We start from the raw sequence: 24484 nt of genomic DNA, 5'->3' as shown, positions 1-24484 counted from the left end.
ACCGTTTACGCCACCACATCAAGTCCTCTCATTCGATAGCAGGGTTATTATCATGAGCGTATCCCGCCAGCAGTCGGATCCAGAAGGGGGTACAGGTGCCGGTCAGCTTCCTGCACGATCGACTGCCGTAGCGCGACCATCACCTGACTTTCAGTCTGCCAGTGATGCCAGTACAGGGGTGTGTCGAGCACGTATCCTGGTTCAATGTCGATAAGCCGGCCGGCGCTCAGGTGTTGATGAATCTGCAACTCCGGCATCATGCCGTAACCAAGACCCGCAAGCGCTGACTGTACAAAGCCCTCGGACGATGGACACAGATGGATACGACGAGGCTCAGCGTTCGCGACCTCCGCCAGGAACCAGTGTTGTAGTGGATCGTCTCGGTTGAACACCAGACACGGAGCCTGGGCGAGCCGCTCACTGTGAGTCGTGCGCCCCTTCCCCTGCGCGACTTCGCCCTCACGTAGACGAAGCCCATGACGCGCGATGAAATCAGGCGTGGCGACAGCTCGATATCGCATCTTGCCCAAAGCGACGACCGCGGCCCCATTGAGGCGCTCGGCACTCGCGCAAAGACAAGCCATCACTTCACCCTGTTTCATCTGTCGCAGACCTACCGTCTGGTCGTCTACAGAGATGTTGAACCGCAGCGAGGTATGCTCAGGTAGCACCAGCGCTGACGGCAACCAGGTGGCGAGTGAATCTGCATTGACAGTCATACGAATGGTCATCGCCTCCGAAGCACCACTCAAACCTAGCTCCGCTTCGAGCTGCTGCACTTGCTGCATATGGTTATATAGCCGCAAGCCCACGACCGTGGCGCGCGGCGGGGTGCTCCTTACCAGAACCGGCTGCCCGAGTTGAGCCTCCAGCTGTCTGATACGCTGGCTGACCGCCGATTGCGTGAGGAACAGGTATTGTGCCGCCCGCTCGAATCCACCTTGATCGAGCACTGCGCTGAGCGCCTGAAGCAGTCGATAATCGATCATAAGCCTGGCTAATGCATCAGTAGAATTAGTCGTTAGCCTAATGCTATCTGCTGCGACATGCTATGCCTACTTTTACAGGGCGATTGGAGATTAGTGTTATGGGATCGTTGTCGACCGGCTTCGTCGTCGGACTCGGCCTTATCGTGGCGATTGGCGCACAAAATGCGTGGGTACTGAGTCAGAGCATGCGAGGGAACCATCGCGGCGTTATCGCAACCGTGTGCATCGTCTGTGACGCCGGACTCATCTTCCTCGGCGTTTTTGGCATCGCCCAGATTCAGGCACGGCTACCACCGCTGATACCTGTGCTCACATGGCTCGGCGTCGGCCTGCTACTTTGGCTGGCAGCAAAGGCCGCACTGCGAGCGTACAAGGGCTCATCGGCACTGCAAGCCTCCGATGCAAATGCGACGAGCGCAAAAGACAGCATGTGGAAGACAGGCGCCACCGCCCTGGCGATCACCCTTCTCAATCCACATGTCTATCTTGATACTGTTGTACTCATCGGCAGCGTCGGTGCGCAACAAGCAGCTCCGCTGTGGTTCGCGGCAGGCGCGTGCTTGGCATCCTTCTGCTGGTTCACTGCCCTTACCCAGCTGGCGCCAAAGCTTCGCATCTGGCTGCGATCACCTCTTCACTGGCGCCTGTTCGATAGCGGCATGGCCGGCTTGCTCTTTGTAGTGGCCGTGTCGTTGGTACCGCTAAGCTGATCCCGCCTCGCGGTCCGGCAGCGTCTGCTGCGGTATCAATTTTAACGGCAAATTTCATCGTGATTGCCGCATGATCAACCATGGATGGCTCGGTGGTAGACGTGGAACTGTTCATCCCGCTTCCACCCAGCAGACTCGTATAAGGCTTGCGCTTGCTCGTTGCTAGTAGCGGTCGAAAGGGTGACACGGATTGCGCCTACGCTAGCAGCAAACGCCTCCACTGTTTGCAATAATCTCTTCGCCGCGCCCTGACCACGAGCTTCGGGACAGACGTACAAGTCGTTGAGAATAAAAGTACGTGCCATGGAGACAGACGAAAAGGCAGGATACAACTGTGCGAAGCCGATGGCTTGCCCACTGACCCGGGCCAGGAAAATAACAGACTCATGATGTCTGAGGCGTTCTGACAAAAAGGTCGCGGCCGCATCTAAATCGCTGGGCTGACCATAGAATTGGCGGTATCCATCGAAGAGTCTGGCCGCAGTATCGAGATCAGTCAGGTCAGCTTGGTGTACTGAAATATCAGTCTTATTCGAAGAAATAATCGTCATATCCATCCGTGTCTCACCCTATCCCATCATTCAGTTGGAGCGAATCTTTCAGGGCGTTGACAAGCGCTTGTAATCTCGTCGACATCAGACGGCCGCCTGGATAAACCAGGTGTACCGGCAAGGGCTCCGGCTCGAATGCTTCGAGCACTCTTCGCAGCCTCTTCTCCCTGATGAGTTGCTGGACCTGATAGGAGAGGAATTGTCCGAAACCAAGCCCTTCAGTGCAAGCGGTAACGCCTGCCGCAATATGGTTACAGCTGAATCGTCCCCCCACCCTGATGGTGATATCACGCCCGCGATCCCAGAACGGCCAGACGCTAGTGGGTGCGTTTCGCAACTGTATACATGGCAGCCCAGTTAGTGCTCGTGGATGGTCAGGAACACCTGTGCGGTCAAGCAAGTCCGGGCTGGCACACACTATTCGACGAACTTCGCCGATACGGACCGCGATCATCGTAGAGTCGGCCAGCGGGCCAATGCGCAACGCCAGATCGATGCCTTCTTCAACAAGGTCGACGATACGGTCGAGCAGCAGCAGGTCGACGCGCACCTGTTGGTAGCGCGTGAGAAAGTCGGAGAGTGCCGGCACCAGGTGTAATTGTCCGAACTGCACAGGCGCCGTGATACGGAGCCCGCCGTACGGCTCGCCCTCTGCCTGCCCGAGCGCGAGTTCGGCATCATTCACGTCGGCAAGAATGCGACGGCAGCGTTCAAGGTAGTCGCGGCCTTCCGGCGTCAGGGACATACGGCGTGTCGTACGTCGAAGCAGCCGGGCTCCGAGGTGCGTCTCGAGCGCGGCAAGCGTCCGCACTACGGCGGGTTGGGAGCGGTCCAGCGATTCTGCCGCAGCGGTCAGGCTTCCGCGATCCACAATCTCTATGAACACCCGCATAGCGCTTAGTTTATCCACTATCGATTACTCCACTAAATGAAGTAAAGATATCAGATTTGCTGCATTTATCAGCCACCCTGTTCTCCTTACAGTTGAACCTTCAGCGAACAATTCGATCAGGGAGAAGACGATGAATGAACCACAAGCCAGAACACAGGGCGTGCACCACGTCGGCCTCACAGTGCCGGACCTCGCGCCTGCTGGCACCTTCTTTGTGAAGGCGCTCGGTTTTCAGCAAGTCGGAGAGGTCGCAGAGTATCCGGCGGTTTTCTTGAGCGACGGCGCGACCATGATCACGCTGTGGCAAGCGGAAGACCCGGCCAGTGCCACGCCCTTCGACCGGCGCGCCAATATTGGATTGCATCACTTTGCGCTGCGTGTGCGGGACCGTTCGGATCTTGAGCAGCTGTATGCGGAGTTCCAAAAGCGGGACGATGTGAAGATCGAATTCGAGCCTGAGGGCCTGGGTAGCTCAGAAATGCGCCACATGATGTGCCGAATACCGGGCAACATCCGACTCGAATTGATCGCAGGCTAACCGATGATGACTGAACTGACTCCCGCACCCCGCTCGAAGCTCGTTGGCATATCACCTTTCCATATTGGCGAGCAGGCAGTGCAGGCGCGACTTGGTGTTCGTGACGTCATCGAGCCTTGGGCGCGTCAGGTGGTCCGGCCTTTTCTACTAGAACAGCATCGGGCGTTTTTCCGGCAGTTGCCCTTTGTTGTTGCCGCTGCACGAGATGCGACCGGTCGACCATGGGTGACCCTGCTTGCTGGTAAACCCGGTTTCATAAGCTCTTCGGACCCTGTGAGTCTGCAGATTGCTGCCGATGTACTGCCGGGAGATGCGTTACAAGGCTCACTGACTGCGGGCGCAGAACTCGGCCTGCTCGGCATCGAGCTTGAGTCGAGGCGACGAAATCGTGTGAACGGCACGATTAGCGCAGCGGCTGGAAACAATCTCGAACTAAGGGTTGGCCAATCGTTCGGTAACTGCCCGCAGTACATCACTGCGCGGAGCTGCCGTGAAATTGAAGTCAGGCCTATGGACAGGTCTGCAAGCAGATACAAGCGCCTCACCGAGAGGATGCGGAGATGGATCGGGTCGGCTACTACCCTGTTCATCGCCAGCGGCTACCGGGGCGTGGGCCAACATCCGGCATACGGGATGGATGCGTCCCACCGCGGTGGCGCAGCAGGCTTCGTTACAGTAAAAGACGACTCCCGGCTGATCCTGCCGGACTATTCAGGCAACAACTACTTCAACACCATCGGCAACCTTGTTGCGGACCCCCGGGTGGCATTGTTATTTGTAGACTTCGAATCAGGCAGCCTGCTGCAGCTCAGTGGCCAGGCGACCATTGACTGGGATTCCGCCGAAGTGGCGAGGCATCACGGCGCGCAGCGGCTGATATTGATCGACATCCAGCAGATTGTGCAGCTCGACGGCGGGCTGCCGTTGCGATGGGGCGAGCCCGAGCCTCATCTGCCCCTCCGGCTGGTCAGGAAGACAAAGGAGAGCGATGACGTAACATCATTTGAATTTGAAGGCTTGGACGATGCAGCGCTCCCGGCCTTTAAACCCGGTCAATACTTGCCTATCGAGTTGCAGATCGAGAATGCTACACAGCCCGTCAAGCGGACCTATTCGTTGTCCAATACACCAGGTGACGCGGGATACCGAATCAGTGTGAAGCGCGAACCACAGGGCAGCGTTTCTCGATTCCTGCACGACGAAATCGCTGTGGGCGACGTCGTCAATGCACTGAAACCCGAGGGTAACTTCGTGCTCACCCAGGGCGATCGTCCGGTCGCATTGATCAGCGCGGGAATCGGCGTAACACCCATGATCAGCATGCTGCGGGCCCTCGTTCGCGAGCCAGCCCGCCGATTGGTGTATTTCGTCCACGGCGCCCGTAACGGCCATCATCACCCTTTTGCCAGTGAAGTTCGCGCACTAGCGGTGCGCAACAATAATGTCCGGTTCTGCGCCGTCTACAGTCAACCGTGCGACAGCGATGTTCAAGGGGAAGATTACGATCACCAAGGACGGGTTGATATTGACTTGCTCAAGGACGTTATCCCGGCACTTGATGCCGACTTTTACCTGTGTGGCCCGGGCGACTTTTTAGCGGGCATCGTCGCCGACCTCAGCGAGCGCGGTGTCTTGCCGGATCGTATCCATACCGAGACGTTTTGATGCGACGGCTCAGAGCCATCGCTCGAAAAGCAGGTCGTTCATTCCATTGCAGGTTCGACCAATTCCGGAACCTCGTCCAGGTACATCTCCTCGTCCCAGATTTCAACGGGGAAGGCAGCTTCTGGAATTGGAACCTCGATCGCCGCTGCGCGTTGGATATACGGCTCTATGATCGGCGCCATACCTTTCAGCACTTGGGCAGGCAGGGCTGAAGTAAATCGGAATTGTCCAGCCTCATCACCGACAACGAACGCAGTCAGCGTGCCGAAATGATTGTCTCCGAGATAGAACACCAGCGTAGCGGTGCGGCTCAGTGCGCGACCGGTGACGCGCTGGCCGCCTGCGGTTGAGACCAGGCGGTTATCGCCCGTCCCTGTTTTTCCGCCCATGTTCAGGTCGCTACCATCCGTTCGCTTGAAGGCTCCCAGCAGGCGACGGCCCGTGCCTTTGTTGACCACATCGGCGAGGGCGATTTTCATGGCGCGAGCCACCTCTACATGCATCACCTGATCCGCCATTGCCAGCGGTTGGCTCAAGTGGGTTTCATAGGGAGTATCGGCCGCAAACACTAGCCGATTGATACGACGGGGCGAGATACGCGCGCCTTCGTTCATCGTGATGCCCATAAACTCCGCCAAGGCTGCGGGTCGATCCCCGGAACTGCCCAGTGCCGTGGCGAGGGACGGTACCAAATGGTCGAAGGGAAAGCCCATGCGGCGCCAGCGCCGGTGCAGTTCGGCAAAGGCTTCGACTTCCAGCATCGTGCGTACGCGGCTATCGCGTGCGCTGCTGGCGCGGGTACGGCTGAGCCAGCGGTAGACCTCTTGCCGCTGATTGGTGCTGGCCGTCAATACCTCAGAAAAGGTGGACTTGTCGTTTTGCAGCAGATAACCCACCAACCATAATTCCAGCGGATGCACCTTGGCGAGGTAACCCAGATCTTGCAAATTAAAGAGCTTGGGATCGTAGCGCTCATACAAACGCGCCAAGGTAGCGGCATCTGGTGCCCGAACCAACTGCTCCGTTACAAACTGGCTGAAACTGTCCAGATCCGCCGACGGATACAGGTATCGGTAAATTACCGCGGCCCGCACCGGCGTTAGCTGCAGCCCGGAGAGTAAAGCACTTACGCGCTCGTCGGGGCCTTTGTTGAGGTACTTGCCCCAGAAGCGGGACAGGAACTGGGTCCCTTCCCGATCCGCAAAGCGCGCCAATACCGTGGGACGACGGGGGTCATCATCATTCTTCATCACTGCGCGCAGGTCTTGCCACTGCTGCTCAGTGAGATAGCTGATCACATCCCGCAACATCCGCACGAAGGGCAAGTTGATGGATTCATTGAGTGCTTCGCGTACAGTCGGATTGCGACCGTTGTCCTCGCGCCGGAAGTTGCTGAAGGTATGTTTGCCACCGCCAGTGAAAAATGACTCAGCCGGGCTGGCGGAATAGCGCCGATCCATGGCCGCGGCCAGCATCTGCTCCAGGGTGATCTCGGGTTGAGCAAGAAATTGCCCCAATACCCAGCGGGTTAGCGAGTCGGTATCGTCCGGCTGCGCTGCGCGTGGCAGCGGGGCATAGCGCTCGTAAAGCTCGGCAATGATCTCCAGATAGGAGGCCAGCACTCGCAGTTTGGCCGTAGACCCCAACTCCAGCTTGCTGCCTTCATTGATGTCGAAGGGAATGTCGGTGTTATCTGTTTGCACCCGTACCTGATTACCCAGATCGCTACGTTCGAACAGTGTGAAACTGTAACGCAGGCTTGCCGCCTGACCGGGACGAAGCAAATATTCCCCAACCAGACCGTTGGATTCAGCCACAGCGGGATCACGCAAACTGCGCAGATGTGCGGTGACCTGCTCTTGCAGGCTCCGATCCAGCGTGGTGGTGACCATCAGGTCCATTCGGTCGAGCTGATACAGAGAGACATCAAGCAGGTTGCTCAAGCGGTTGCGCACCATATTGACGCCTTTGTTAGTTTCCCCCTGTATCACCGCTGGCTGCTCGCGGAAGTTACGAAATACAAGTTCCTGCTCGAGTCCGGCCTTGGCGAGCGCCGGACTGATCCGGCCACCGGCACGTAGCAGACGCAGATGAGCGTCCGCCAACTCTCCGAGCTCGGTTCTATTCTGCAATAAATAATACGATGGCCGCCGGTGGGCAATCATCAGCGCCAGCACCTGGCGCAACGCGAAGCCTTGCAGCCTTAGGTCATCTTCCTCAGGATTTTTGAGTGCGAGCAAGCGATTCACCTCCGCGGGGTCCGCCGCGAACCAGACGCGAAGCCCGTCACCGATGCCATTGACCTCTCCATAGCCCGGTGCCGCCGCAAGGGGTACTGTGTTCAGGTAATCCAGAACCAGTTGCCGACGCGCTGGCATGGTGTCGTCTCCATGCTGATAAACCCGCACACTGGCCGACACCATCTGTCTCAGCTTCTCCATGATCGAACCAGTCACGCCATCATCTGAATGGCGAAATTTTTCGATCTGCGTAGCTAGCGTGCTTCCGCCCATCGACGGCGTATTCAGATTCATAGCCTCGCCAGCTTTGAATATAGCGGCCTTGAGGAACCGACCCCAGTTCACCGTCGGGTTCATGTGCTGGCGATTGCCGGAAAGCAGGCGGCGATCCTCAATAAACAGGAGCGAGTCGATCATCAAGGGTGGAATGTCTTCGAAGCGCTCGAAGATGCGACGGGGATAGCCAAACTCGAACATAAGCTGTTGATCCACATCGTGCACCGACAACCCCGCTTGATTTTTTTCACGATACGGCGGGTAAAAGCCGGCTTCTACGAAGGTAAGCAGTGGCGGCGAGAAACGTACTTGACGATCGATGTAGTAGCCATTGGCTTGCAACTGGTCGAGCATCGCAGGCAAGTGCGCATAACCCAAACGCTGGTCAAAGGGACCCTGCACCGGAAAACGGATGCTCTGGCTCGGCCCCTCCTCAAGGTCATACGACAGCGAACGGGCGTAGTCCGGAAGCAACCGCGCTTGCAGCCAGGAGGTACGCGCCTCAAACCATGCGAGCCCGGCAATCGCCACGAACAGCAGCGCAGCGGACAGCAACAACCAGCGCCAATACCTTCGCTTGGCTGGCTTTGGTTGAGGCTGCGTCGCCAGAACCGAATCATTTTCAGTAAGGGACGCATCAGTCATCGGTTGCACGTGAGAATCTTGCGGAGAACGTCGCATATTTTTTTAGTACTACTCTATAAAGCACACTAGACTAAAAGGGTTACACCAAAAGTAGTCCAACTGCTGCGCCTTATTCCATTATATTTCGAGATATTTTTGTGCGGACTTTTTTCGTTCTGGTCGTCTTGTCGCTGTTTGCCTCCACTTTCGTTCACGCACAAACTGTTACACCGGATCCTGCGAAGCTGCAGTTAGCTTCGGTGAATGCATTGATCATGGACCTGAACACCAATGAGATTCTGTACTCACGTAATCCCGATGCGGTTGTACCCATTGCCTCGGTAACCAAGATGATGACTGCGTTGGTTGTACTGGATGATCTGGACAAGGCCTCACTTGATGAATGGATTACGGTTGACGTCGCGCAGACTGCAGAAATGAAGAACGTCTTTTCCCATGTGCGCATCGGTAGCCAATTACAGCGCCGTGACATGCTGCTACTGGCGCTGATGGCATCTGAAAATCGCGCGGCCGCCACTTTGGCGCACCGATACAGTGGTGGTTACGATGCTTTTATTAAAGCCATGAATGTTAAAGCCGCGGCGCTGGGCATGCGGAACAGTCACTTCGTTGAGCCAACCGGTTTAGCCGCCGGCAACGTGTCCACGCCACGTGATCTGGCTTTGCTGATACAGGCATCCGCAAACAATCCTTTGATTTCAGCGCTCAGCATTACCCCAAAGAAAGACTTCCATTTCCGCTCTCCGAGGCATGTGCGTGCCTTCTACAATACCAACCCCCTTGTTCGGGCGTCGAATTGGCGCATCGATGCGAGCAAGACTGGCTTCACCAACCCCGCAGGCCGTTGCCTCTTACTACAAGCCGAAATCCAGAAACGCCGCTTGGCTATAGTGCTATTGGACTCGTTCGGCAAACGTTCGCACATCGGCGATGCTGATCGCGTGCGTCGCTGGCTTGAAACCGGCAGCAGCGGTGCAGTGCACCCCTCTGCTCTGGCATATGTGCAACGCCGCCAGAGTGTGATCTTGGCGAGCAAGGGCGCTTTGTAATCAGTACGCTGCGCTGTGGACTACTTCAGCATCTTGTCGATTTGCCTGATCGCGTTCTGATCCTCGGAAACACGCAGGCTCAGCATCGCTCGCTTGTCATTCAACTGTTGCCTGAACTCGGGACACAACTTACCCAGTTTTTTGTACTGCTCGTATCCCCTTTTGATTTCAGCAAGGGTGAAGCCGATGGCCTTGCCACGTTCGATGAAGGCCAACTCCTGGATGTGCGCCTTTCCATAGCGTCTATAGCCGTTCGCTGATCGCTCGGGGCGGCTCAGCAGTCCGATCTTCTCGTAATAGCGCAGGGTGTCACGTGACACCCCAGCCACCCTCTCAAACTCAGCAATTTTCATCTGTAGCGCCTCCGGGTTTTCTGCAGCGTGAACGGCAGGCATTGACTGTGGAGTTAATCCATACTTTACCATGGTTTCATCGCTGAGGAGATCCGATGAAAATCACCCAAATCAGAAGTGCCACCCTGATCATTGAAACCCGAGACTTCCATATTCTGGTAGACCCCATGCTCGCCAGACAATCCGCCCTGCCCAAGCTCCGCTACTTCAAGAGCAATCAGCGAAATCCGCTGGTCGAACTGCCTGAGACCTTTCATGACTTGAAGCAGCAGGTCAACTACGCCCTGATCACCCACTGTCAGAAGGGGCACTTCGACCATCTCGACAGAGCTGGCGTGCACTGGCTGCGCAAGCACAGCATTACCACTTTTTGCACGACTCATGATGCAGGCTACCTGCAAAAAAAGGGCATTCCCGCACAGGCGCTGAAAGACAGAGTGAGTACCTTTTTCACCGGCACCATCGAGCAGATCCCCGCCAGGCACACGACGGGCTGGCTCACGCCCTTCATGGAGCATGGAGTTGGCTACTTCATTCAGCTGGAGAATGAGCCAAGCCTCTATCTTATGGGCGACACGATTCTAACGGATGTAATACGGGAGTTTGTCAGCACACAACAGCCCGACTACATCGTTGCTCCGACTGGGAAGGCACAATTCGACGTGGGCGCGCCGCTGCTTTTGAACGAGGAAGAGATTATCGAACTGGCATCGCTGAGTACGGGGAAGATTATCGCCAATCACATGGATGCGCTGGATCATTGCCGGATCACGCGTAAGGACCTTGCACAGCTATTAGTTGAACATAGTCTGACTGATCGCTTCATCATCCCGGAAGATGGTGAGACTATAGCGCTTGATCTTCGTCAGTCTCCGGCATCCACGCGCGCACCCGGGGGCAGCAGTTCTGGCGAGACTGCTCGCCAGTCCGTCGTTTCCAACCGAAATCAAGGTGTCTTGCCATGACTACATTTATCAATGCGGACTTCGAACAGCGCATCGTGATCAGGCCCGATGAATACCGTTGGGTTGAATCACCAATGAAGGGTGTAGAGCGCATGATGCTGGACAGGATCGGCGATGAAGTTGCACGAGCGACTTCGATCGTTCGCTACGAGCCTTATAGTGAATTCTCATCGCACACCCACGAAGGTGGTGAAGAATTTCTTGTTCTCGAAGGTGTCTTCGCTGATGAGCATCAGTCCTACGCAAGAGGCACTTATGTCCGCAATCCGATCGGCTCATCTCACACACCAAAAATCGGCAAGGAGGGCGCCACCATATTCGTGAAATTGCGCCAGTTCAGCCCATCCGACACACAGCAGAAGGTGATCGACACTACCACTCAGCCCTGGATACAAGGCTCTGTAGCAGGCCTTACAGTCATGCCGCTGCATGAGTTCGAGACTGAGCATGTGGCGTTGGTGAAATGGGCACCGAACACTCAGTTCAATGCCCACCGCCACTGGGGTGGTGAGGAGATATTGGTGCTGGACGGCGTGTTCCATGATGAGCATGGCAGCTACCCCAGGGGTTCGTGGCTACGCAACCCGCACCTGAGCCAGCATCGCCCCTTCACCATGGAGGAGGGCGCGGTTATTTATGTGAAGACAGGGCACCTTCTTGGCTGACACCGTTAGTGTGCGAGAGCGCTCTCAATTCTCACGTGAGGCAGCTGCGTTTAGCGGTTCCTCTTCTACCTCGTTAACGGTGCGGCTCGTACCTCGGCAACGAGTTGCCCGTAATGAATGTATTCAGTTCTAGTTGTACTGTTTATTTCAGTCTCCTCAGAACAATGACCGCGATGCTTGTATGCTTGACGCACGTCTCAGCGCGCAACGTTCATAGCGGCACTGCAGGCGCTGGTTATGCGAGTACTGCAATAATGATTCCTCCTCCCACGAAAAAGATCCAAGGGAGTAACAGGATTGCAAAATGACGTATAGGGATGATTAGGTAAAGCAACGCGCCTAACATACCAGCAGCAGCTCCAGCGAAAGTGTTGAAATCCGCCGCTGCGTCGGCTTGGTAGAACAGCAAGTCAGCGTACCATTGCCGAAATTCATCGTGGTGAGCCAGAACAAGCTGAAATACTACCGTTATCAAGCAGACATAGAAAAAGGTCCCGCAAAGGGCCCGTAAGACGTTCGCAAGCAGATATCCGCCGACCTCATCGAGCCCTTTGAAGAGTCTAGGCATGATCTAACCGCATAACGTTTCGCTAAACAGGAGACAGGCGCAGCTTTGACTGTCTGCTGGAGGACCAAAGGGCCGGAAAGCATTCAAGCGACTTGATACGTGCTGCGCCTCACCAAATCCGAATGTGCTTCGACACCCGAATCTTTAGTAGCCGCACAAGCTCCGGATCCATGCAATGATAGTTGTCGGGAAGATGCCCAGGCCTTGCGGCGCACCGGAGTGCTAGCGTAGTTGCGTCCGACAACAGCTGCTTGTTACGTATCATAATTACTGGAAACTAGGTGAATAATATTCGACGGGCTAGAAATCCAGAATGCCTTAAGCCCATCTGGAAGCGGCTCAATCTCTTCCCGACGATGACAGCCTTGCTCTTTAAGGTATTCAGCAGCCTTGCCGATATCACTAGCGACGACTTCTAACCATATTTCAGACTGACTCAAGCTCGACACACGATCTAGCCAAAGCACTTTATCGCCAAACTCAAATTTCGAGGTGTCGTGCGCGCCACTTCCAGCAATTTCTTTAAACCGCAAAACTTCTCGGTAGAAACGTACGGTATCTTCGTACTCGTGCGCAGGGATTTTCATTGCAATGTTTTGGCCTGGCTCAAATTCCAAATCCATGGTCAGATCCTCGCCTAGGTGAATACTTAACGCCGCCCTTTGCGGCCGAACGTAGTGAGCTGGATTGCGGTAAAGTGGCGCAGCCACTCGCAATCCAGCTCACGGAGTGAAGGTCCGTCAACAGGGCCTTGTTACATGGGTCAATGCAGCTTACTCGAAATCAAACGATTCAGACTGACACCAGACTCAGCAGCTTGCATCACGAGCGAGCGGTGAATATCGGGTGGAACGCGCACCATAAATTTACCGCTGAACACCTTGGTAGCTATGGGATCAGGGACAGGCTGATTTTCCTCCTGTAGATCTTTGATGCAGTCTCTAACCAAAGCCCGGATACCTTTGAGCGCCTTTTCGGGTGTCTTTTCTAACCAACTCAAGCTCGGAAATTCAACGCACAGCCCTACATGCTCTTGATCATCTTCAGACCAGGTAACTCGATACGTATATCGATCAATTGCCCTATCCATTTTTCACCTCCAGCCGCTCTATTGCCTGCAGCACCTGCTTCACTTGATATGCCTTGGCTTTGCCTTTCGCATTCTGAATGTTAACGCGAGGGTCTCCAAGCCATGGCGTCTTGTAGACCCGGTGGCTAGACCCAGATTGACGCGGCTCGCCGAAATACAGATCGCATACTTTGCACAAGTCAGAGAAGCGAACCCCTTTCGGGTTGTCTCGCATCGATTTGAGGATGTCGTCGAGTTTAGCCATAAACATAATAGTATCACTATTGATACTACAGTCAAGCCGCTAGACGGTGGATTCTTTGCATGTAACGCCCGCTTCAGCGCGCGAAGTCTTGATGGCGGCTTTTTTGCCCACTGGCACAAAAGGTGACGGCAAGGCTTTGTCCGCTGCTAGCGTTTGTTACATCGAGCTTCGACATCAGTAAAGCTGGCCAAATACTTCTGGATGCTGCTCAGCTATCCGAAGTAGAGCCACAGCAGGGCCTTGAGGCTCGCGGCGCCCCTGCTCCCAGTCTTGTAGCGTGCGAATGCTGACCCCCATAAGTCCGGCAAACGCAGACTGGGTAAGCCTGAGCTTTGTGCGGATTACCTGTGGTGGAGATGGTTCAGCGAGCTCACGAGTACGAGACCAAGATTGCCCTTCTTGTACTCTTTGATTTCACTGAGGCCTTGCAGCTTGTTAGGGCCGCCTATCCCCGGCTTTGCTAATTAGCAGCGTAACACTGGCTACAAAGACTACTGCTGGTGCCGAAAGCCAGAAAAAATAGCCCCTTTGCACTTGAACGGCCTCCTCAGCCAAGCCTCCCCCTACCCTCTCGGTTGGGAAAGCTGAAGGTTCTATCGCATAGAAAAGCATGCAAACAGCAGCCAAAAAGGAAAAAACCGTTGCCCTCCTGTCCAGCCCGCGCATGAAGTGAACTGTAGCGACAACAAATAGCAGGTTACCGAACCATGGCAGGCAGCGCCAGATTGCCCCAAAATCCAAAGTGATGATGCCCATTATTGACAGCAAGAGCCCTTGCACGAACAAATCCCAGCCCGGCAAAAAAACCTTGAAACTCTGCTGGTACTGATGGGAGTAGCTTACAGCCGGTGATACAAGGCTTGTAAGAAAGAATACCCCTGCGATCAAAGTGAGCACTTTCCTATGCAAAGTCATAGCCCTAACGCCTTACTCAGCCGCATGCGCGCTGGAGCGGGTTTTGCGCGACAATGGCGCGAAGCGACATGCGCAAAGTCCGTGGAAGCGCGTATGTCGGTTGCAGCAACTGGTTACGTGATGCGACTACGCTGCTACCAGCCTCTTCACAGACAACTCGTGCCGATGCTGCTCAGCGTGCCACAACTCATACTGTGTTTGCTGGTTTAACCAAGTCTCAGCAGATGTGCCAAATGCAATGGAAAGCCGCACCGCCATCTCCGGGCTGATACCAGCTTTACCGTTAAGCAAAGCACTGAGGGTTTTCCTGCTAACGCCAAGCGCCTCTGCTGCTGCTGTGACAGATAGCTCAAGAGGCTCTAAGCAGAGCTCTCGAATAATTTCACCTGGATGGGGAGGGTTATGCATCATCATAGGTAGGCCTCAATGGTAGTCCTCGTAATTCACGATTTCAGCATCGCCGTCTTCGAACCGAAAGGTAACCCGCCAGTTACCGCTTACAGTGACAGACCAGACGCCTGATCGATTGCCCACGAGCTGATGAAGACGGAGCCCTGGCAAATCCATGTCCTTAACAGCACTGGCGGCATTTAGTGTCGCGAGGACAAGCCTCAGCCTTTTGACATGATCTGCCTGTATACCCGCAGTGTTGCCGGTCTTGAAAAACTTGGCCAGTCCCTTGTGCTTGAAGCTACGTATCATGCCAGCATCGTAACCCGGGTGGTTACAGGTGTCAATTCACATAACGCTGGCGTAACGGGCCGTTTTGTGGAGCGGCAGCGGAACAAAGCGGTCCCGTTGACGCAATTGTTAAGTGTTCCATGGGAAAGAGCCTCCGTCATAGTAAAAGAAAGAGTGCTTTCTCATATATTGTTCTAGTTGCTTCCCTGCCGTCGTGTGCCCTAAGTTCTCCAAAAAACATACTCTAATAGAGCCGCCCAAATCAGTGTCTGCTTCCGCGTTAGCTTCTACAAACTCAAACAATTGGCTCAGAAACGGGAGCGCCAGAACATCATCGTGATCTATAAGATACTGGGAAAACTCAGCCAGAACACCACAGATAGTGGAACAACCTTCTCTCCTCGGTTGTAGTTCTCTTCACGCCTCCACACTTTTTCAAAGTTAGGATCGAGAGAGTAGAGGTAGTTCAAAACTTCAATGTATGAGTTCATCTATGCACTTAACGCCGGGTTCAGCGGCCTGATGGAATGGAAGAAAATTGTGGTATAAGCGAAGCGACCACGATTTTCTGGAATGGAATCAGGTCCGATGCAACCCCTTGATACTGATTGAGCCTTCTCCCCAGCCCAGCGGTTACCCGCTAAGCTGGAAGGCGACCAAGCACTACATGGGAGAAGACTCATGAACTTTTACCATAGCACCCACCGCCATTATTGTGGAATCGATTTGCACGCCCGCAGTCTGTATGTCTGCATTATCGACCAGTTCGGCGAGGTGTTGCTCCATAAGGAAATCAAAGCCCAGCCGGAACCATTACTCGCCCTACTCGACCCCTTTCGTGATGACCTGGTTGTAGGTGTCGAGTGCATGCACTGCTGGTACTGGATCGCTGACCTGTGTGAAGCGCATGGCATCCACTTCATCCTGGGCCACGCGCTCTACATGAAGGCTATCCACGGTGGGAAAACCAAGAACGACCGCATCGACTCCTTCAAGATCGCCATGCTCATGAAGGGCGGCAATTTTCCGCTGGCATACGTGTATCCAAAAGAGATGCGGGCGACTCGGGATCTGCTGCGTCGTCGGACTCGCATCGTCCAGCACGGGGCTATGCTCAAGGCCCATGTGGTGAACACCACCAGCCAGTACAACCTGCCACCGAACAAGGTGAACCTGAAGAACATTGGTGCTCGCGAGCAGGTTCGCCTGGCGTTTGCCAACCAGGATGTGCTGCAGAACATCAACTTCGACCTGGCCATCATTGAGTGTTATCACCGTGAGCTGGACAAGCTGGAGGATCATCTAGAACAGCAGGCCAAACAACATGATCCGGCCTCACTGAGTGTACTGCGCACCATTCCCGGTGTCGGCCGTATCCTGGCGCTGACCATACTCTACGAAATCGGCGATATCCGGCGTTTCGAAACGGTACAGAATTTTGCTTCGTACGCCCGACTGATCAAGTGCAAGGCCGAGTCGGCAGGCAAGGTCTATGGCACCCAGGGCAACAAGATCGGCAACGCCCATCTGAAGTGGGCTTTCTCTGAGGCCGCCGTGCTTTACCTGCGGGGCAATGACAAAGCCCAGCGCTATTTACAGAAACTGCAGAAACGCATGAACAAACCCAAGGCGCTGTCTGCACTAGCCCACAAGCTGGGCCGCGCCGCCTACTTCATGCTCAAGCATCAGAGGGTATTCGATGAACAACGATTCCTGAAGGGTTAGTCACGCCACGGGGTGAGTGTGACGTCTAACTGGATCATCCAGGATGATACCTGAAAGCCGGCAGTCCACTGACTGGCACTTGATGCCGAACCGGCCTTCTATCACCGCCGTTGAAGCCAGTCGCTTGATTAGCCACCCCGTGGGCGTGCCTTAATGCCATGAGCCAGTGCGCTTACACCGGTCCTGAGCCTGAAACTAACTGGAGCTATGCAACCAGACCCTTGAATAGTGCCAGTGACCGGTTAACCGATGAATGTCTGGTGCCCCTGACCCACCGATGGAACGACTGGTCAGGCTGTGGCCCAAAGCCACGTAAGAGAGACCCTATATGTGTTTGCTGTGAGTGCCTGACAGCCCCGCGAGACTGACGAAGCAGGCGATCTCGCTCATGGACTCAGGATGGCCGCTGGCGCGGCCAAAAAACCACTATTGCCTGTTGACCCAGAGAAGGCTCATATGTGTTATGAGTTCGTAGGCCGTGTAGAGGGGTCTCCACGCAATTTTTTTCCATCGACTCCTCTGATTCACTTTTTGTCTCTTCATCAGCTTCAGTGATGTGGAGAACTTGCTCGTCGTTGCGGACCGATATCGCGTAGGTGTAGTCATTATCCAACATGTTGACGTTGATCGATTCCCCAGAAATTGGCCTTGTAATAAAAAGAAACGAGTCTGGCCCGTAAGATGAGGTGATCCTACAAGTAGCATTAGGTGCTACCACAATTCTCTTTAGCTCCATTGGAGGATACCCCGGCTCCACATGTTCTACTTGAACTGACACTGAAAGAGGATCAGAAGACTGATTTCGAAGATAGCTAGTGGTAGTGAATTGACAACCAGCAAGGCACAGTAGCGTCGAAAATATTATCAGCGATTTCAAGTCAGCACCCGTATTGACTCATAACGCCGCACTCAGCGGCCTGATGGAGTGGAGGAAACGTGTGGTAAAAGCGTAGCGACCACACGTTTCTGGAACGGAATCAGGTCCGACTGCAGTGCCTGGTTATGTGGTTTCATCGCGCCTCACGGGGATAAGATCGAAAGCTAGTTCGAAGCCAATGGCTTTTAAACTAGCTTGGAGTCTTTCCAGGCTAGCTTCTGAGCGCCTGTCCTGCTCAATTACCTTCAGACGCCATCTATCCCAGTTTGGCACGATACCTTCTACCGCGTCTCTGGAAGCTAGCGGTGAGTCATCAAAGCCAAATTGAAAGCGGCATGAGCACATCTGAAATGAGGGCGACCCTTGCGGGTCGTAAGGCGGCTCGTAGAATTCTGCGCGTCCGCAAACGGGGCATAGATAGAACCCCTCGTCATCTTGCACGATAGTGAAATGCTCGCCCTCGTGCGTTACACAATGATGCTTCTTCATAGTTGACACACATAACAGCTTATTACAATGCGTGCTTCGAAAGCCTCGTGCGCGTTTTTTGATCTCATGCATTCAGTATGTCAGAAAATCCCTTTAGAACAAGAAACTGCGCGAGCTTTCTGAACTGGTGTACCAGGGAACATCGAGGTTGGCACCGCAGAAAACCAGCTCGCGCACAAACAGAGCACACTCCTGCCACATAAGCACCGCCTAACATTCTAAAATTCTATTTACGACAGAACCTTAGACGAACTCGGCAGCGCCATATCGAGCAGCCGCGCCCGGGTTTACTAAGTAGCGCCCTTCCCAGAACCCGATAAACTCATTACACTGTATGTATATACAGACAGAGAAGGATCTCTGATGAAGTCCAGGTTCATGGAAAGTGTGCGCACGGAGCTGCGCACACGGCATTACGCGTTACAGACGGAAAAGACCTATTTGTACTGGATCAGACAGTACATCTTATTTAATGACACCAGACACCCAGAGACCATGGGGGCCCCTGAGATCGAGCGCTTCCTCAATCATCTGGCGGTGAATCGTTCGGTGAGCAAGGCCACACAGAACATCGCGCTCTGCGCCGTCATCTTCGTGTATAGGCACGTTCTTCAAATCGAGGTCAAAGACCTCGCTTACAGTCTGTCGCGCAAACCCAGTCGGCTGCCAACGGTGCTTGCTCCGCATGAAGTGAGCGCTATTCTTGCGCATCTGGACGGTCAATACTGGCTCATCACTGCCCTGCTCTATGGCTGTGGTTTTCGCATTCATGAGGTTCTAAGGCTACGCCTGAAGGACATCTGTATGGTGAGGAAGTCTATCCTTGTGTTCGGCGGTAAGGGCGACAAGGATCGCTACACCCTCCTGCCAACAAATTTGCTCGCACGAATTGAGCAGCAGATGGAGAGAGCGAAGGCTATTCATGAAGATGATGTTGCAGAAGGCTTCGGCTACACCTCGCTACCGCCCGCATTACTCAAAAAGTACAAAGGCGTGCTCAGGCAGACGCCCTGGCAGTACCTCTTTCCATCCTGCATGAAATCTGTCAATCCTTACGACCAGTCAGTCTGTCGCCACCATCTTCACAGCAGCGCCTACGCCAGACAACTGCGCGCGGCTGTCTCAAAGAGTGGCGTGTGCAAGCGAGTCACGGCACACACCTTCCGGCACTCTTTTGCCACTCGGCTGCTCGAGACTGGCAGCGATATCAGAACGGTGCAGGAGCTACTCGGGCACAGCGACCTGCGAACGACGGAAATCTATACCCACGTTGTGGGGAATCAGCGGGCGGGCACCATCAGCCCGCTCGACACGATTCTGCTTGTGTGAATAACTGCCATCATTGCGGAACTATGCCGCGTTGAATCGTCCCTGATTGCCAGAGCCAGCTTTCGCTTTCGCCCGCTTACTCCCGATCTCCTCAACCTTCCGCTGCTTCTCATACAGGAAGCGCAGCACTTCAGACCTCAGATGGGTGTACTGAGGATCTTCCGCCAGCCCCAGCCGATCACGCGGTCTTTCCAGATCCACTTCGAGTATCTCACCAATTGTCGCGGCAGGTCCGTTGGTCATCATAACAATCCGATCGGACAGCAAAACAGCCTCATCCACGTCATGAGTAATCATGATCACCGTGTTGTTGAGTTCGTTCTGGATCTCCATCAGCGAGTCCTGCATATGGGCACGGGTCAGTGCATCCAATGCACCGAAAGGCTCATCCATCAGCAGCACCTGTGGCTCCATCGCAAGGGCCCGCGCAATGCCCACGCGCTGCTTCATGCCGCCTGAAATCTCCCCTGGACGCTTGTGCATGGCGTGCTCCATATGTACCAGCCGGAGGTTGTGCTCTATCCAGGCCTTCTTCTCTGCCCTGCTCTTCTTGCGGCCGAAGACCTGGTCTACCGCCAGCTCGACGTTTTCATAGGCGGTCAGCCATGGCAGCAGTGAATGGTTCTGGAACACGACGGCACGCTCGGGGCCTGGTTCGTTGACTTCGGTGCCGTTTAGCACCACCCCACCCCGGCTGGCCTGGTAGAGGCCCGCGACGATGTTCAGCACAGTAGATTTGCCGCAGCCGGAGTGACCGATCAGCGAGACGAACTCGCCTTTCTTGATCTTCAGGCTCACGTTCTGCAGCGCTGTGAATGGCCCTTTTGGGGTCTCGAAAACCATGTCGATATGGTCGATGTTCAGTGTGATGGACATGAGCTGTTCTCCACTAGGTGAATGTCTGTTGCGTCGCGCAGCTTCAGCTGGCGGCTGTGTTCTTGTCCCATGACACGTAGCGCTGCAGCGTGAGCATGATGCGGTCCAGCATGAAGCCGATCAGACCGATCACGACGACAGCGGCCATGATGCGGGCGAGTGAGGACGAGCTGCCGTTCTGGAATTCATCCCAGACGAACTTGCCCAGCCCCGGGTTCTGCGCGAGCATTTCAGCGGCAATCAATACCATCCAGGCGATGCTCAATGACATGCGCATACCGGTAAAGATGAGGGGCACGGCAGCCGGCAGCACGATTTTCTGAACATGCTTCAGCGCTGGCAGTCTGAGCACGCGGCTCACGTTCACCAGGTCCTTGTCGATGGTCGCCACGCCAAGTGCGGTATTGATCATCATTGGCCAGAGGCAGCACAGCGTGACCGTGATCACCGAGGTCACGAAAGACTTGGCGAACATGGGGTCGCTGGTGACATAGACGGCACTGACCACCATTGTCACCAGCGGCAGCCAGGCCAAAGGCGATACTGGCTTGAAAATCTGTATCACCGGATTGACCGCTGCACTCAAGGTCTTGTTGAGGCCTATCGCGATACCCAGCGGAATCGCGATCACTGCCGCCAGTGCAAAGCCGCTCATCACCGTCAACAGGCTGGTGACGATCTGGTCGAGAAATGTTTCCTTGCCGGTATAGTCACGAATGCGGGGCTCATAGGCGGGATCCGCCGCAACGCGTTCTGTATTTCGCTCTTCCTGGCGTTGATAGAACGCGGCTTCCTTTTCACTGGAGACTCGATGTTCGTCGTAGAGGTTGCCGAACTGCTCGGCGACCGCCGCCGGCCCAGGGAAGGCGCCGAGTGAGGTTTCAATGTTTTTCGCCGCAAAACTCCACAGCATGAGAAAGATCGCGATACCCACGACCGGTGCTATGAATGGTTTCAGTGTGACTGAAAACAACTGGCCGAGGTCGATATCGCGATCGGACGGCACGGGTGCGATGACCGCTGATTTCGCTGTCGCACCTGCTGTGGCTTGTGGCGTGTCTGCTGTGCTTTCCATGACTGTGCTCCTAGAGTTTGTCGCCGGATTTCAGGCCGATCTTGAAGCTGTCGATATAAGCGTTCGGTTTGGAGCCGTCATAGCTGACGCCATCGATAAACTCGGTTTGCACCGGCTTGAAACCTGTCTCGGAAGCGAAATCTGGAAAATCTTCAGCCTTGGCCAGCCCATCGGCGATGAGGGATTTGGCCGCCTTGGTATAGATATCCGTGCGATAGACTTTCTTCGCCAGGTCCTTGTACCAGTCATCCGGCTTGTCTTCGGCAATCTGACCCCAGCGGCGCATCTGCGTGAGGTACCAGATGGCGTCAGAGTAGTAGGGATAGGTCGCGTTGTAGCGGAAGAAGACGTTGAAATCGGGCACCTGCCGCTTGTCGCCCTTTTCATACTCGAACGTACCAATCATGCTATTGGCAATAACGTCATAATCAGCGCCCACATATTGTGGCTGCGACAGGATCTTCACGGCCTTGGCGCGGTTGGCGTTGTTATTCTCATCCAGCCACATGGCCGCTCTGATCAGTGCCCTGGTCACGCGCACTGCGGTATTTGGGTACTTCTCGATGAAGGCTTCGGTCATGCCGAAGACCTTTTCAGGATTGTTCTTCCAGATTTCGTAATCGGTGATGACAGGGACGCCGATGCCCTTGAACACTGCCTGCTGGTTCCACGGTTCGCCAACGCAATAGCCATTGATGGTGCCCGCTTCGAGGGTGGCTGGCATCTGCGGTGGCGGGGTCACCGACAGCAGCGCTTCGGCCTGCAGCTGTCCTGAAGTATCGCCCTTATGCGGCGCATAGTAGCCAGGATGGATGCCTCCTGCTGCGAGCCAATATCGCAGCTCATAGTTGTGGGTCGACACCGGGAAGACCATGCCCATCTTGAACGGCTTGCCTTCGTTCTTCATCTTGTCGACGACAGGCTTGAGTGCGTCGGCCTTAATGGGATGCTCCGGCTTGCCATCAGCATCCATCGGCAGCTTGGGCTTCATCTGCGCCCACACGTCGTTAGATACTGTAATGGCGTTGCCGTTGAGGTCCATGGAGAACGGTGTGACGATGTTGGCCTTGGTGCCATAGCCCATGGTTGCTGCGAGTGGTTGACCGGCGAGCATGTGGGCACCATCGAGCTGGCCATCGATCACGCCGTCGAGCAGTACCTTCCAATTTGCCTGGGCTTCCACCGAGACATACAGTCCTTCATCTTCGAAGTAACGGTTTTCGTAGGCGATGGCGAGGGGCGCCATATCGGTCAGCTTGATGAAGCCGAATCTCAGCTCCTCCTTTTCAGGGAAACCTAGTTTCTCTGCGTGAGCACTGCCTGCTGAGACGCCCAGTGAGATCGCCGAGCTGATGGCGGCTGCCTTGAATGAAGTTGACCAGTTCATGCACAGTTCCTTGCGTGGTGTGTGTAGCTGAACTGGTGGTAGCAGAAAGCATGCCACATGAATTATGTATAAAAATCAGACGGTTGCTAATTCAAGTGGAAGGTTTTGGCGCGAACACGGAGTGGTAATGGTGCGGAGGCGGTGAAAATCGCACTGCAAAGATGCAGCGGCCTCTATCAGCCGCGCATCATATCAGGGCATTTCGCTACAGGGCGTAGCTAAAGCCAAGCTGATAGCTGATCTGATCCTGGCTCTCGACAACGGGACTGTCGCCAGCATCGCCGATCAGCTGCTGGTAGCTGATGGCGGTTATCAGATTGAGCTCGCGCGTAATGAAGTACAGCAGTCGGCTGGAGACACCGGCGGCATGGAAGCTATCGTCACTCTCATAGGCGGGCAGACCGCTGTTTACTGATTGCCGTTCGCTGATACCGAACCAGGCCTCCTGAAAGGAAGCGGAGCCGAAATTGGCACTGACACCATTAATGAGCAGAAAGCGTTCGCCCAGGCGATCGCTTCGGCTCAAACTGACATCTCCACTCACGCCGGTATTGCTCCCGCTAATTTGGTGATCGACTGAAAGGCCCAGCGTATAACCGGCGTTCAGCAGCCCACCGAGATTTTCGACCCTGAACTTGTAGTCGGCGAAGAAGTTGAGCTTCGCACCGCCGTCGATATCATCGAGGCCTTCGAGGCGGTCGCCATCGTCCTCATCCCTGCCAAAGGCGTAGCCCAGGCCAAGCCCTATGGTAAGCGCCTTGACCGGACGGATACCGACACCCGCCCCGTTTATCGGATTAAGAAAATATTGATTGTACTGAAGGTCCAAGAAGGGCAAGGCCGTCAGCTCGTAGTCTTCACCCCCGAGATACTCAGGTCGATACAGAGCCAACGCGCCCACAACCGATTTGACTTCCGCAGCTTGCTCGGCTGTGGCCTGATTTGCGGAGGTGTCTGCCGACTCTTCCGTTTCAGCGAGCAGAGATTCAGCCGATAATGCGGCGGCGGCAGCGCAGGCGAAACGCCAGGCATGCCTACCACATGAGGTCGTCCGGGATCTGGTAATCGGCATAAGGGTCATCATTGTCATCGCTCGAAGCATCTGTCTTGGCGTCCTCGGGTCTGAGGCCACTCTGTTTGTTGAACAACAGCACCGAGCTTGCGATCGGGTCGATCTGGAGTTCTGCGAGCAGGACATTGAGCGCCTGTTCGCGATCGATAATACGTTGTGCAGTCTCTGCAGGGACCAATTCGTAACGGCCTTTACTGGTCACGATAGCGAGCTGCCCACGCTGTAGTGCACCCTGTTGCGCCCTGTCTACCCGGATTTTCTTCACCTTGCGCTGATCGACAAACTGGAATGGCACTTCAGCATCTTCACGCAGCCCAGCCTCCTGACCGTGCTTTACGCGGTTTGTTTCCACCATCTGCCGAACCTGCGCAGTACACTCCTGACGCTTCCGCAGTACGCTGTCCTGCTGTGCCCGTGCCCGATCACGCGCCTGTTGCTCTTCCCTTCGTCGGGCAGCCATTTCTGCGGCGGTATCGACCTTTTCCGATTTCTTGGGCTTGGGTGCCTGCTTGGTTGCCTTGCGCTTTTCCTGCTTTATCGATTTAGCTTTCTTGCTATCGACCAAGCCAGCCTGCATCAGTTGTTCCTGAAGAGACTTTGCCATGAGGACTCCTGTAA

The 24484-nt window shown here is 55.0% G+C and carries 26 protein-coding genes; 8 read left to right on the top strand and 18 right to left on the bottom strand.

The window, feature by feature from the left end:
• Positions 1-50: 50 nt before the first annotated feature.
• The gene (locus ACH3PB_RS02750; RefSeq protein ID WP_416397959.1) at positions 51-989 is read right to left on the bottom strand and encodes a LysR family transcriptional regulator ArgP; all 939 of its coding nucleotides are present in this window, start codon (positions 987-989) and stop codon (positions 51-53) included.
• Between the two features lie 98 nt (positions 990-1087).
• Between ACH3PB_RS02750 and ACH3PB_RS02745 the strand changes: the two genes are divergently transcribed.
• Positions 1088-1699, top strand: coding sequence for a LysE/ArgO family amino acid transporter (locus ACH3PB_RS02745; protein WP_416397958.1), 612 nt, complete (start codon positions 1088-1090; stop codon positions 1697-1699).
• A 74-nt stretch (positions 1700-1773) separates the two neighbouring features.
• On the opposite strand, the gene ACH3PB_RS02740 is transcribed toward ACH3PB_RS02745, so the two are convergent.
• The gene (locus ACH3PB_RS02740; protein WP_416397957.1) at positions 1774-2256 is read right to left on the bottom strand and encodes a GNAT family N-acetyltransferase; all 483 of its coding nucleotides are present in this window, start codon (positions 2254-2256) and stop codon (positions 1774-1776) included.
• Between the two features lie 7 nt (positions 2257-2263).
• Entirely contained in the window at positions 2264-3160 is an 897-nt protein-coding gene (locus ACH3PB_RS02735) for a LysR family transcriptional regulator (protein ID WP_416397956.1), read from the bottom strand.
• A gap of 112 nt (positions 3161-3272) precedes the next feature.
• On the opposite strand from ACH3PB_RS02735, the gene ACH3PB_RS02730 reads away from it, so the two are divergent.
• Both ACH3PB_RS02730 and ACH3PB_RS02725 read left to right on the top strand, forming a co-directional pair.
• A complete protein-coding gene (locus tag ACH3PB_RS02730; protein WP_416397955.1) occupies positions 3273-3680 on the top strand; it encodes a VOC family protein in 408 nt (135 codons plus the stop codon).
• A 3-nt stretch (positions 3681-3683) separates the two neighbouring features.
• Entirely contained in the window at positions 3684-5345 is a 1662-nt protein-coding gene (locus tag ACH3PB_RS02725) for a pyridoxamine 5'-phosphate oxidase family protein (protein ID WP_416397954.1), read from the top strand.
• A gap of 38 nt (positions 5346-5383) precedes the next feature.
• Here ACH3PB_RS02725 and ACH3PB_RS02720 read toward each other — a convergent pair whose 3' ends face one another.
• Positions 5384-8419, bottom strand: coding sequence for a transglycosylase domain-containing protein (locus ACH3PB_RS02720; RefSeq protein WP_416397953.1), 3036 nt, complete (start codon positions 8417-8419; stop codon positions 5384-5386).
• A 251-nt stretch (positions 8420-8670) separates the two neighbouring features.
• On the opposite strand from ACH3PB_RS02720, the gene pbpG reads away from it, so the two are divergent.
• The gene (gene pbpG, locus ACH3PB_RS02715; protein WP_416397952.1) at positions 8671-9555 is read left to right on the top strand and encodes a D-alanyl-D-alanine endopeptidase; all 885 of its coding nucleotides are present in this window, start codon (positions 8671-8673) and stop codon (positions 9553-9555) included.
• A gap of 20 nt (positions 9556-9575) precedes the next feature.
• On the opposite strand, the gene ACH3PB_RS02710 is transcribed toward pbpG, so the two are convergent.
• Complete coding sequence (locus ACH3PB_RS02710) at positions 9576-9950, bottom strand: MerR family transcriptional regulator (RefSeq protein ID WP_416397951.1); 375 nt, start codon at positions 9948-9950, stop codon at positions 9576-9578.
• A gap of 53 nt (positions 9951-10003) precedes the next feature.
• Here ACH3PB_RS02710 and ACH3PB_RS02705 point away from each other — a divergent pair, with 53 nt between their 5' ends.
• Complete coding sequence (locus ACH3PB_RS02705) at positions 10004-10873, top strand: MBL fold metallo-hydrolase (RefSeq protein WP_416397950.1); 870 nt, start codon at positions 10004-10006, stop codon at positions 10871-10873.
• Positions 10870-11538, top strand: a complete 669-nt coding sequence (locus ACH3PB_RS02700; RefSeq protein ID WP_416397949.1) for a cupin domain-containing protein — start codon at positions 10870-10872, stop codon at positions 11536-11538. The genes ACH3PB_RS02705 and ACH3PB_RS02700 overlap by 4 nt, the downstream gene beginning before the upstream one ends.
• A 235-nt stretch (positions 11539-11773) precedes the next feature.
• On the opposite strand, the gene ACH3PB_RS02695 is transcribed toward ACH3PB_RS02700, so the two are convergent.
• The 8 genes from ACH3PB_RS02695 to ACH3PB_RS02660 all read right to left on the bottom strand — a co-directional run bounded on the left by ACH3PB_RS02695 (position 11774) and on the right by ACH3PB_RS02660 (position 15057).
• Positions 11774-12106: a hypothetical protein gene (locus tag ACH3PB_RS02695; RefSeq protein WP_416397948.1), complete on the bottom strand. Its 333-nt coding sequence runs from the start codon at positions 12104-12106 to the stop codon at positions 11774-11776.
• 254 nt (positions 12107-12360) lie between these two features.
• Positions 12361-12729, bottom strand: a complete 369-nt coding sequence (locus ACH3PB_RS02690; protein WP_416397947.1) for a hypothetical protein — start codon at positions 12727-12729, stop codon at positions 12361-12363.
• A gap of 140 nt (positions 12730-12869) precedes the next feature.
• Complete coding sequence (locus tag ACH3PB_RS02685; RefSeq protein WP_416397946.1) at positions 12870-13196, bottom strand: type II toxin-antitoxin system HicB family antitoxin; 327 nt, start codon at positions 13194-13196, stop codon at positions 12870-12872.
• Positions 13189-13440: a toxin HicA gene (locus ACH3PB_RS02680; RefSeq protein ID WP_416397945.1), complete on the bottom strand. Its 252-nt coding sequence runs from the start codon at positions 13438-13440 to the stop codon at positions 13189-13191. The genes ACH3PB_RS02685 and ACH3PB_RS02680 overlap by 8 nt, the downstream gene beginning before the upstream one ends.
• Before the next feature lie 174 nt (positions 13441-13614).
• Complete coding sequence (locus ACH3PB_RS02675) at positions 13615-13737, bottom strand: helix-turn-helix domain-containing protein (protein ID WP_416397944.1); 123 nt, start codon at positions 13735-13737, stop codon at positions 13615-13617.
• Between the two features lie 138 nt (positions 13738-13875).
• A complete protein-coding gene (locus ACH3PB_RS02670) occupies positions 13876-14355 on the bottom strand; it encodes a hypothetical protein (protein WP_416397943.1) in 480 nt (159 codons plus the stop codon).
• A gap of 126 nt (positions 14356-14481) precedes the next feature.
• The gene (locus tag ACH3PB_RS02665; protein ID WP_416399512.1) at positions 14482-14763 is read right to left on the bottom strand and encodes a HigA family addiction module antitoxin; all 282 of its coding nucleotides are present in this window, start codon (positions 14761-14763) and stop codon (positions 14482-14484) included.
• Between the two features lie 15 nt (positions 14764-14778).
• A complete protein-coding gene (locus tag ACH3PB_RS02660) occupies positions 14779-15057 on the bottom strand; it encodes a type II toxin-antitoxin system RelE/ParE family toxin (RefSeq protein WP_416397942.1) in 279 nt (92 codons plus the stop codon).
• Positions 15058-15717: 660 nt separating this feature from the next.
• Here ACH3PB_RS02660 and ACH3PB_RS02655 point away from each other — a divergent pair.
• A complete protein-coding gene (locus ACH3PB_RS02655) occupies positions 15718-16761 on the top strand; it encodes an IS110 family transposase (protein ID WP_416397941.1) in 1044 nt (347 codons plus the stop codon).
• 1729 nt (positions 16762-18490) lie between these two features.
• Entirely contained in the window at positions 18491-19456 is a 966-nt protein-coding gene (locus ACH3PB_RS02650; RefSeq protein WP_416397940.1) for an integron integrase, read from the top strand.
• Between the two features lie 21 nt (positions 19457-19477).
• Here the strand turns inward: ACH3PB_RS02650 and ACH3PB_RS02645 are convergent, their stop codons facing one another.
• From ACH3PB_RS02645 to ACH3PB_RS02625, 5 genes are all read right to left on the bottom strand, one after another.
• Positions 19478-20332 (bottom strand): ABC transporter ATP-binding protein, encoded by an 855-nt coding sequence (locus ACH3PB_RS02645; RefSeq protein WP_416397939.1) that lies wholly within the window; start codon positions 20330-20332, stop codon positions 19478-19480.
• 43 nt (positions 20333-20375) lie between these two features.
• Positions 20376-21407: an ABC transporter permease gene (locus ACH3PB_RS02640; protein WP_416397938.1), complete on the bottom strand. Its 1032-nt coding sequence runs from the start codon at positions 21405-21407 to the stop codon at positions 20376-20378.
• A gap of 10 nt (positions 21408-21417) precedes the next feature.
• On the bottom strand, positions 21418-22794 hold the full coding sequence (locus tag ACH3PB_RS02635) for a CmpA/NrtA family ABC transporter substrate-binding protein (protein WP_416397937.1): 1377 nt from the start codon (positions 22792-22794) through the stop codon (positions 21418-21420).
• A 205-nt stretch (positions 22795-22999) separates the two neighbouring features.
• Positions 23000-23866 carry a MipA/OmpV family protein gene (locus ACH3PB_RS02630; protein WP_416397936.1) on the bottom strand — a complete coding sequence of 289 codons (867 nt, stop codon included), beginning with the start codon at positions 23864-23866 and terminating at the stop codon, positions 23000-23002.
• The gene (locus ACH3PB_RS02625) at positions 23829-24470 is read right to left on the bottom strand and encodes a DUF2058 domain-containing protein (protein WP_416397935.1); all 642 of its coding nucleotides are present in this window, start codon (positions 24468-24470) and stop codon (positions 23829-23831) included. Before ACH3PB_RS02625 ends, ACH3PB_RS02630 begins: the two co-directional genes overlap by 38 nt.
• Between the last annotated feature and the right edge of the window lie 14 nt (positions 24471-24484).

It is taken from the genome of Allohahella sp. A8 (genome assembly GCF_047946665.1).
In the GTDB taxonomy this organism is placed as follows: domain Bacteria; phylum Pseudomonadota; class Gammaproteobacteria; order Pseudomonadales; family Oleiphilaceae; genus Allohahella.
The sequence above is the reverse complement of the archived record's forward strand: the minus strand, read 5'-3'. Positions and strand labels throughout refer to the sequence as shown.